This window comes from Collinsella sp. LCP19S3_H3 (assembly GCF_052119145.1).
Lineage (GTDB): Bacteria > Actinomycetota > Coriobacteriia > Coriobacteriales > Coriobacteriaceae > Collinsella.
The window spans coordinates 115,843-125,720 of sequence record NZ_JBQKFW010000006.1; the positions used below are offsets into that span (position 1 = coordinate 115,843).

At 53.5% G+C, this 9,878-nt stretch carries 5 protein-coding genes; 2 read left to right on the plus strand and 3 right to left on the minus strand.

Annotated elements, in window-relative coordinates; translation table 11 throughout:
• The first annotated feature begins 74 nt into the window (after positions 1 to 74).
• Entirely contained in the window at positions 75 to 2,198 is a 2,124-nt protein-coding gene (locus tag ACTQZF_RS04930; protein WP_441554691.1) for a GmrSD restriction endonuclease domain-containing protein, read from the plus strand.
• Between the two features lie 75 nt (positions 2,199 to 2,273).
• On the opposite strand, the gene ACTQZF_RS04935 is transcribed toward ACTQZF_RS04930, so the two are convergent.
• The 3 genes from ACTQZF_RS04935 to ACTQZF_RS04945 are packed head-to-tail and all read right to left on the minus strand — an operon-like array spanning position 2,274 to position 7,406.
• Positions 2,274 to 4,835, minus strand: a complete 2,562-nt coding sequence (locus ACTQZF_RS04935) for a DUF2357 domain-containing protein (RefSeq protein WP_441554692.1) — start codon at positions 4,833 to 4,835, stop codon at positions 2,274 to 2,276.
• The gene (locus ACTQZF_RS04940) at positions 4,810 to 6,915 is read right to left on the minus strand and encodes a hypothetical protein (protein ID WP_441554693.1); all 2,106 of its coding nucleotides are present in this window, start codon (positions 6,913 to 6,915) and stop codon (positions 4,810 to 4,812) included. The genes ACTQZF_RS04935 and ACTQZF_RS04940 overlap by 26 nt, the downstream gene beginning before the upstream one ends.
• Positions 6,916 to 6,968: 53 nt before the next feature.
• Positions 6,969 to 7,406, minus strand: a complete 438-nt coding sequence (locus ACTQZF_RS04945; protein ID WP_441554694.1) for a hypothetical protein — start codon at positions 7,404 to 7,406, stop codon at positions 6,969 to 6,971.
• A gap of 671 nt (positions 7,407 to 8,077) precedes the next feature.
• On the opposite strand from ACTQZF_RS04945, the gene ACTQZF_RS04950 reads away from it, so the two are divergent.
• Positions 8,078 to 9,445, plus strand: a complete 1,368-nt coding sequence (locus ACTQZF_RS04950) for a PqqD family peptide modification chaperone (protein WP_441554695.1) — start codon at positions 8,078 to 8,080, stop codon at positions 9,443 to 9,445.
• The last annotated feature ends 433 nt before the right edge of the window (positions 9,446 to 9,878 follow it).

The window sequence follows — 9,878 nt, forward strand, 5'->3', positions numbered from 1 at the left end:
GCCCATCTTTAGCGTCCGCCGCCCGTCGAAGACTCATTTAAGGTCATAAGAACAAGAAGAGGGAGCAAGCGTAAATGAAAGCAACCGAGGCAAATCTACTCGACCTTATGGGCGTGGCGAAGATGCAGTTCGTCATTCCCGTGTACCAGCGAGTTTACTCGTGGAGTGTAAAAGAGTGCGAGGTGCTTTGGGATGACGTCATGCGAGCGGGTCGTGATGGCGTATCGCACTTCGTGGGGTCGATGCTCTATATCCCCGAGTCCGAGAGTTCTGCCACGAGCATTTCGCGCGTGCTTCTAATTGACGGGCAGCAGCGCATGACGACGTTTTCGTTGATGATCGCTGCCTTGGCTGACTATCTAGAGAACAACCCCGACAAGGCCGGCTTCCTTGGCGACCTCAAGATCTCAGCGCTTCGGAAGAACTACCTCTTTAACGATGACGACTACAACGGTCTGGCACGCTACAAGCTGGTGCTCTCGCAGGACGATAAAGAGACGCTGTTCTCCATCGTGTCTGGGTCTCCCGTGCCAGATGAAAAATCGGATCGGATCGTCGAGAACCATGCGTTCTTCCGCGAGAAGATGCGTGGTAAATCATTTGATCCGGCAAGGCTTTGGGCGGGGCTAAACCGCGTGCAGGTCATCGACACTAAGCTCACCGCTGGCGTTGACAATGCCCAGCTCATATTTGAGTCCATGAACTCCAAGGGCAAGCCGCTCACGCCCATTGACCTCATCCGTAACTACGTTCTAATGTCGCTTCCCAGCGACGAACAGACCAAGCTTTACGAGGGTTACTGGCATCCACTCGAGCACTCGTTCGGAAAAGGCGGCGAGGACGAGTTCAATGCATTTATCTGGTACTGGCTGTGGCTTAAAGTTCCCAATAGGATGCCGAAGGAGAACGAGGCCTACTACGAGTTTAAGCGCTATTTCACCGACGACTACGATGGTGACACCGAGGGCCTGCTTAAGGAGCTGCGCGGGTATGCACATAGATACGCCAGCCTGTTCCTTGGTAAGGAGAAGGACGACGGACTGCGCCGAGTGTTCGGCAGAATCGTAAGCCTCGACGTGAAGCAGATAAGGCCCCTCTTAATGTTGCTTTACTCGGTTTACGAGGGGAATGGGCTAAGCCGCAATGCGTTTCTTCGTATCTGCGAGACTATCGAGTCGTTCCTGTTCAGGCGTGCGGTTTGCGGCAGGCTTACCACGGGCCTAAATAATTTCTTTGCTGGCATGTATCGCAATCTTGAGCAGCAGGACGATATAGAGGAGTACGTTACGGCGATGCTCCTTATCCATGGCAGTGGCATGACTGCGTACTTCCCGACAGACGAGTATTTTGTCGAGGAGTTTAAGACGCGCGACTGCTACAACCGCTTCTCCAAAAAGCGCTATTACCTGGAACGCATGGAGAACTGGCACCACCCGAAGGAGCCCATCTCAGCCGACGAATACCAGATCGAGCACATCATGCCCCAGACGATCGATGATGAGCACGGCTGGAAGGAATCGCTTGGCGAGAACTGGGAAGACATCCACGACAGGCTGTGCAACAACTTGGGAAATCTTACGCTGACGGGCTACAACCAGGAGTACTCAAACCGGTCGTTCTCGGACAAGCTCAATCTTCCTGGCGTGGGGCTTAAGTGCAGTCCGCTCCACCTGAACAAGTCGATCGCCTCGCATGAAAAATGGGGCGAGGAGGAGATTGGGCAGCGCGCGGACGAGCTGGCGAAAGAAGCGTGCGAGATATGGAAGTACCCCGACCTTCCGGCAGATGTCGTCGACAAGTATCGCCCCTCTCGCGGGGAGTCTGACGAGGCTCCTGTCTGGACTCTGCAGGAGAATCACCCCACTTTTGCTGAAGGCGGACTCAACCAGAAGCTTTTCGATGCGGTACGCGAATCCGTTCTGAGTGGTAACCCTTCGTGGGAGTCCTATATAGCCAAGTACTATGTAGGCTTCAGGTCGGGCAAGCGAAAACTGCATGCCGTGCTAGAAGGCAGGACCAGCAACGGTGGTTGGATTGCCGTCGGCCTGGCAAAGAGTGTGGACGAGCTGATTGACCCGGAGGCCATGTGCCAGGACAAGCGCACGCAGGGCGGATTTGGGCCGGGTATGCCGACCTATGTTGCACTCCGTAGCGCTGACGATATCCCCGCGGTGCTCGATCTCATAAAGCAGTGCTAGGTTGAAGGCCGGGAATCTAATTCCCGGCCTTCGCTGCCTTCAACATCCTTTTACACCAGGTATCTACCTGCAACATCAATCACCAGCTCGCTCTTTCGCCAATCGGGCGCAGGCGCGCTTGATCTGATTCACATTCATCGGCGTCCAGGCCTTAAAGATAAAAGCGTCCTTTCCGTCAACGGTGATGGGCTCTACATCGTAGAACTTACCTTCGCGGCCCGCCGGTATTTTGTCGCGAAGCAGCGGATGGCTAATACCCAAGGTGTCGAATGAGCACCGCTGGTCGTAAAGCGCACGTCTGTCAGGCGTCCCGTCGATAATCTGGAGCAGCATCCGTCGAACTTCGGCAGTGTCTATTGCCGGCCCAGCGGGGCGCTTTGGCTTAGCCTTGCTTTTCGGCTTGCGCTTCTTCTCCTTTTTGGGGTTTGCGGGCTTGTCGGGCTCAGCGGGATTGGCTGCGCCAGCTTCCTCCGCGGGCGCCTTGACCGCATCGGTTGCCTCTACCACAGGCTCGGCTTCAACGACCGCCGAGACCTCGATGGACTCCTCGGGTTCCGGTTCCGGTTCGCGCACAGGCTCTGCAGGATCAGGCTCCACCACTTGTTCAATTTCGACCTGAACAGGCACCGCCGGATTCTCCGGCATCGCCGTAGTTGCAGCAAACGGTTCCCATTGCGGCTCAGGGCTTACCTCAACAACGTTCTCGGCAGCCTGCATGACATTCTCGATCGTAGCGCCCTTCGCAATTCCCAGACACTGCATCATCTGGTCAATAGAGTTTCCAAAGGGCGAGAACGCCGCCAGTCCTCCGATAGGGGGGATGCCCTGCTGGCGGGCCCAGGACATTGCTCCCGTTGGGACGCAAGCTGCCTCGGGTGCCTGTCCGCAAAGGAGCCACACGCTATCGATGGGCATGCCGTTGGAACGAATGGTTTGAAAACGGTATTTGTTGAGGCAGGGATTGAAGCGTTGCTCTTTTGCATTCTCGACAGACGTGAACTTGGAATCGAGTAAAAACAGCGAATCTCGGTCGGCATCTTTGAAGCTCAGGGCAAAATCGGGCGTCCAGTAGGAGTCACTTGGCTGCTGATCAAACAAATCATTTGCGAGCAGGCGATGCGCGCCAAGGCCGGCGAATTCTCGGTCGTTTCCATAGAGCACGGGCTGATACCACAGCGTGACCCGTTCGCTTCCACGCTGTAGGCGGTAGACGTTTGCGACTTCTCGTTCGTTGTTGGGCATCCCGTATTCCTGAGTTCGCTCAACTCGCTCAAAGGGAGCTGCGTACGAGCTGTCCGGTGTATATCCCTGGCAGTCAAACCAACGGAGCAGAGAGGCGAGCGAGTACAGCTCGTAAAGGCGCGAGACGCGATGCATGCTCAAGATGAGACCTTCGCGCGCAAAATCAAATTCACCAAAAGCGTCCCACGCGCGCATGAGCTGAAAAAGGCGCGCGTAATGGGGTATTTCCTGGAAGATCTTGGTTTTGCGAGGCATCTGGAACGTGTCGGAAACGGCGGCCGGCATGGCTTCGGAAAGGAGCCTATAAAAGCGCTGTGCACGAGTTCTCTGTGCTTGGAGCTTTGACAGCAAAGGCTGGTCGCGTTCAATCTGCGCATCGATAATCATGACGGGAATGAGGTGTCCCTCGGTGCCCTGTATCCCAGACAGCCTGTTTTTCGCTTCTTGAAGGGCATCCAGCTTTTGATTGATGCCCGCGATTACCTGCGCGAGCGTGCGGGAAACGTGCGAGATAAAAGAAACGACGGACCTGTTCTCGTACGTATCGCACGAGCGGACGGTCTGTTTTGTTTGAATCTTGCGGCTATACCAGTTGCGTCCCTGCATACGGATAGCGGTACTCTGGCGCACGGGGAACAGCCGGTCGGGGTTTTTGTAAAGCCATTCGATTTCATTTCGACCGATCTGCCGCAACTTTTCGGCGGTGACGAGCTGCTCCGATCGATCGGTTTTGGTATATGGCCGTGTTTTAAAGTTGGGAAGCTCCACTTCGATACCGGCAAGGATTGTCTCGGCAAGCAAAACGAACGATCGAAGGCTGTTTGCTCCTGAGCCCTCCGCATTTCCAAGGAAGTCGCTGTCCTGAGTGTTTCCCGCCGATAGCATCCACCCAATGGGCGTGGCAAGTTCCTGCCCGGCAAGTTCATCTAGCAATCCCACGACATACTGGCGCTGATTGCTAATAGTGCTGGTGCAAGGGATTTCTTTTGTCTTTACCGCGAACGGCTCAAAGCGGCGCTGACACGAATAGATGCGAGCTTCGACGGTTGCAAACCCATAGGTATCCGAGAACGGTCTCCAATTGTTATTTCCATTGGAGGGGTCAAGTCGATAAACATAACTGCTGCCAGCCTGCTCCGGCATGATGCAGCGCCACTGGTGCTCGTCCTCGTTAATACGCAGCATTATCTTGACTGCGCCCAGGTTGCAGTCGGTAAACAGTGACAGCTCATACTGGGCGCGGTCGACGATCGCCGCGCTGTAGTCTATTTCACCCAAGCCAGGTGTCCTGCGACCCTCGTGCATCTCAAACGACAGGGGAGCGGAAGGGTTACGGGGGTCGCGCAGGATAAGCCGGATCGAGCAGGCTTTAAGCGAAGAACTGGTAGAAGCCACTGTCTCCACCAACCTCGAGAATGTGCTCGATACGCTGCTTTGTCTTGGGAAGGCCGGTTATGGCTCCCAGGCCATCGAGCAGGTTTCTCACGCGATCCTCTGTTCCGCAGATTTGAGGCAGGACCTTTTGGGCGACGGCAAAATCGACCGGATCATAGGTGGTCGATGCCGAAGAGGTATCCATAAGGTTGCTCGCGGTAACGATGTAATTGCGCATCATGAGCTGGGAGCGCGGGCTTACGGGATGATTGGATGTAGCGCAGCATGTGAGCACTTCCTGGAATTTCGCCGCAAGGCCAGCGGGCATCTGCGTTTCGCGGACTCCAAATGCGGATTCGATCGTCGAGAGGGGGACGGCGGGCTCGTCGGAAAAGTCGTGCTCTTCGCTCTGAATGTCATCGATATCCAGGGGAGTGTCCGGCGCGTCGAGCATAATGACCCAGCTTCGGTCGAGGAAGCGGGGAGAGAGCTCTTCGGTTGTGTGGTCAAAGTTGACCGTCGCGATAAAGCGCAGCCAGGAAGGGGTCGTAAAGGCGTGCCCGCCGCCAAGGGAGAGCACCGTGGGACGGTTCCTAAACTTGTCGCACGCTAGGAGGAACGGTGACCAGTAGTGCTCGAGCGAGCTAAGGTTTGCTTCGTCTAGGAGCATGATGTAGGGGGTGGGGGTGAGGTCTTTGAGTTGTTGCTCGGCATCGAGTTGCTCAAAGGCCTGGTAGGCGGCAGCGTTTGCAGGCTCCACGCGCTCCATAAAGGGATTGTAGAAGCCGATGAAGTCCTTGTAGCTGGTCCATCCGCGCTCGACTGAGACCTCGCAGAAGCGGTTTGCTTGGGGCTGGGTAAGCCCCAAGGCTCCGGCGAGTATTCCCGCGAGGCTCGTCTTGCCCGTGCCCGGCATGCCGGCAAAGGTAGTGATATAGCCTTGTGTAAGGCAGATCATAAGGTTGGCGATATCGTTGCGGGTAAAGTCGCGTCCAGCTCGATTGATGACGGTATCGCTCATACGGTCTAAAAGGTCCGAAGCTGAAAGCTTATCGTCGGACAGCATGGCGGGCATGGCCAAAGTGGGGGCTACTTCATTTGCTTGTTGCGGGTTTGCCAAGGGGGCGGTTCCCGACGGTACGGGATTGACCGCTCCCAGAATCTCGCGAACGACGGTCGACTCGAGGAGCTTTTCGCTCGCGGTCATCTCATCCTTAAACGACTCGACGACATTTTTAATGGCTCGCTTGGCAAGGACCTTGCCTTCTTCTAGGTTTTCGAGATCTGCTTTCGCGCTCCTGAGGTCCTCGAGCGTCTTATCGAGCTCCGCTTTGCGTCCGGTGAGTTCCGCTTCCGTCTCGGCTACGATTCGTTTTTTGACCTCGTCGCGGCTGGCTTCCGCCTCATCGGCGGCCGCCTTGGCGTCACGAGCTCGCTGCTCTGCTTGAGCAGTTTCTTCTTGGGCTCTTTGGATTTGTTTTTCCAGGTCAGCCTGACGGCGCGCGACCTCTTGGCGGATTTGCTCGTTCTCTTTGACCTTGTCATAGAACTCTGCAAAGTGCTCGTCATCTAGAACGTACTGTGCGAGCTGCTCGCTAGAGACGGTATCGATAATTTCGCGCTTGCGGTTGTCGGAAAGAGTCGACCACTCTTCGTACTTGCTCAGCGCGGTGAGCATGCGCTTGCGTCGCTCTGGGGTCGTGACGATCTTCGTTTCCAGGTCGGTGCAGGCCTCGATTGCCGTCTTAAGATTACGGGCTTCGTTTTTCGAAAGGCCGACTTCCGTGGTGCGTGAAACTCGAGCGATGGCGCTCAAAACCGTTTCATTGGGCATCCAGTCATACTTGCGATTGCTGGATGTAAATCGAGTTTTGATTTCGTCGATGTCGAGAAGGCGTGCATAGGGATTGCCCTCTCCATCGTTTACGGTGAGCTTAAAGGTAAAGCTCGCCGCTTTCTCGGCAAAAATGTACTCGTCAAAAGACTGAACGGCCTTGATGGAATAGACGCCGGGTGCTTTTTGCTCAATCTCGAATGGCCCGTAGAGGTAAGGCTGGTCGTCTATTTCCTGGCGCAGCATGATGTACTTGGTGAGCGGCATTGCCTGTGAAACAGACGGATGAATGGTGCTGACGAGCGGTTGGCTGAAATCGATCAGCCCGTCGTCTGCGGAAATAATCTGAACAAGGCGTGATGAGATTTGGCTTTTTCTGAACTCGACAAAGTCGATGTTGCTGCGTCCCGGCTTCCAGTTGTAATTGGCAATTGAGTTGTAGCGATGATGTTCCAGATGGGATAGTAGTTATTCTCCATGAACTGGTCGACATCAACGTTGGTTTTCATAACGACGAGTCGGCCAAAAATACCTTCGTATTCTTCTTTGGTTTTGCCTTCGAGTGTTACCGGGAGGCCGCCGATTTCGGGGAAGGTAGTGGTATCGATTCGCGTTATCTTGTCTTCGTCTACGAGGTATTGAGGATAGGTAATTGCTCGTTTTGGAGATGGCCCGTCGTACTCCACGTAGGTAATCATTTCCTTACGAACGCATTCCGAGATACTCGTAACTTTACGCGATGCGAGTGTGAAGCCCATGAGCGGTTCCTTTCAACACTGCCAAGACAGATGACTGACTAATAATTAATTGTACGGACGCTACCTGCCAATTTATTGAGCAACAAAATCGATTACGCGAACGGTTGATTACATGAGGTGAGCGCCAGTTTAGTCGTATGGCTGTCGCGATGTTCAGCTGTTTCGTCGGAAGCCAAAAGGCGAGAAGAGGGTGCGTCGTCTGATCAGCCTGAGCAAATTAGATGAAACTATGCTATCTACCTGCTATTTCTGGATGAAAAAAGTTAATTCGTTTGATTGCCATGCATATTCGCAGGTAAACAGGCGCGTTTTTCATTAAATTAAATAATTAAATAATTAAATAAGAAATGCGCAGCTCAGTAACGCTTGGCCTCTTCCCAATTAAACCTAACGCCGCAAAACGCTCTTGTTTATTCGCCGTATCGGACATACCATTGGTTTGACGTGGAGAATGTGCTCGCGTCGTCATTCAATGAAAGGTGATCCACATGAAGAAGGCCTACGTCAAGCCTCAGGTTTCAAAGAAGGGCTCGGTTGCGATTATTACCTCCATGTCTTGCTCTCGTGGCGGCTCCGGCCGCTCCCATTGCCTGCGTGCGTAGTATTTGCGGTCAGATTGATTGAAAAGACGCCTGCCCTACGGGACGGGCGTCTTTCTGTTTGGAGGCGTGATGCGGATTTCTTACTCACCGAATGATATCTGCTGGAGGGAATACGAACCCTTTACCGTTCTATACGATTTACGCACGCGGCAGATGCTTACGCTTGAGAACGTGGCGGCTGATATATGGCATAAGATTGCCAATGAGCAGTCTTGTGAGCTTGTTGACATTGCCAGATATATCGCACAGCAATACGACTGTGATAGCGGTGAAGTCATCAGTGATGTGTGTTCCTTTGTTGACGAGCTTTATGAAATGGGCATTATCCTTCTTGATGGAGGCTACAGCGAGGCTGAAGCTGTGTCGGGGAATTTCGCCAAGCCGGATGATGATATTGAGGGCGAAGTTATGCGATGCTTGGAGCCGTGCGATCAGATTTACTCAGCGACCTTTGAGATGACTTATGCGTGCAATGAAAGCTGTGTACATTGTTACGCTCATTTCCCTGGTGCCACGCAGTCGCATTGTGTAATTGATTTTGAAGACTACCGTGGTGCAATCGATGAGCTATGCGAAATGGGTTGTATGCATCTCGCTTTTACTGGTGGAGACCCATTTGTGCATAGAGAATTCCCCGATGTTTTCTTCTATGCGAGAGAACGCGGGTTCGTCTGCGACGTATACACCAATGGATTATTTCTCTACGAGAATGATGCGCTGATGGTGCGCTTGGCGAAAGCTAGGCCTAGGGCATTTTTCATTAGTCTGTATGGCTCAAATCCGAACGTGCATGATGCGATTACATGTAAACCTGGGTCATTCGACAGGACAATTCATGTTATAAAGCGGCTTCGGGAGCTCGATGTTCCTGTGGTTCTCAATGTTATGCTTCTATCGATCAATCATCTTGATCTTCCTAACGTTATCGATCTCGCCGAAAAGCTTGGAGTGGAATACCGCGTTAGTGCGAGTCTTATTTCGCGCAACGATGGCAGCGACAAACCCATGGAGTACTTCATTGGCGACAAGGCTGCTATTAGGACTGCGATTTCGGCGATCCGTAGTAACTATTTCTCAATTGACGTTTCTGCTTCGGGACTCGAAAGAACTGAGTACATGTGTGGTGCGGGAGTCACCTCGATCTCTATTGATCCCAGCGGGCAGATACATCCCTGTGTGTCCCTAAAAAATGTTCTTGGCAATATCAAGACCGGTACAGTAAGGCAAGCTTGGAATAGTCCAGCAAGAAAAACAGTGATGGAGTCTCTGAGATGGGATAACACGAGGGAATGTACATCCTGTAAAACCCGGGATTTCTGTCCACATTGTCCAGGTATGTCTCAGGCGGAATCTGGTGATATTTTTGCTTGCAATATGTGCGATAGGATAATATCCGAGTGCATAATGGAAATTGATTCCGGATACGTTGGAATGTAAGCTCGATTTTTGCATCACCTCGACATATCAGAAAATGCAATTATCGAAAACTTGCCTACACCCCCGCAATCCCGCGGGCCGCACTCAGCAGCTCGTACTCCCTCTGGCTCCACTGGCGCAGCTCGGCCGCGCGCACGGCATCGCGACACAGGTCCAAAAACACCTTAGCGCCCTCCCAGAAGCACTCGCGGGCAAAGGCGCCGGATCCGTCCGCAACGCATGTGCCGTCGGCAAACAGCTTCCAGCTGGATGGCTCGCGCGAGTCGTCTCCGAGCAGCTTGATCTGCAGTACGTGCGGATTGCCGGCGGCGCAAAGCTCTTCCTGTGTTTCGTCAAGAGGATTTGAGCAAAAAGATCATCGGAAATTGAGCAGCCTGAGCATCGGAAGCGCGCACGCTTTTTGAGCGGCTAGCCCTCCTGCATGAGGGCATGG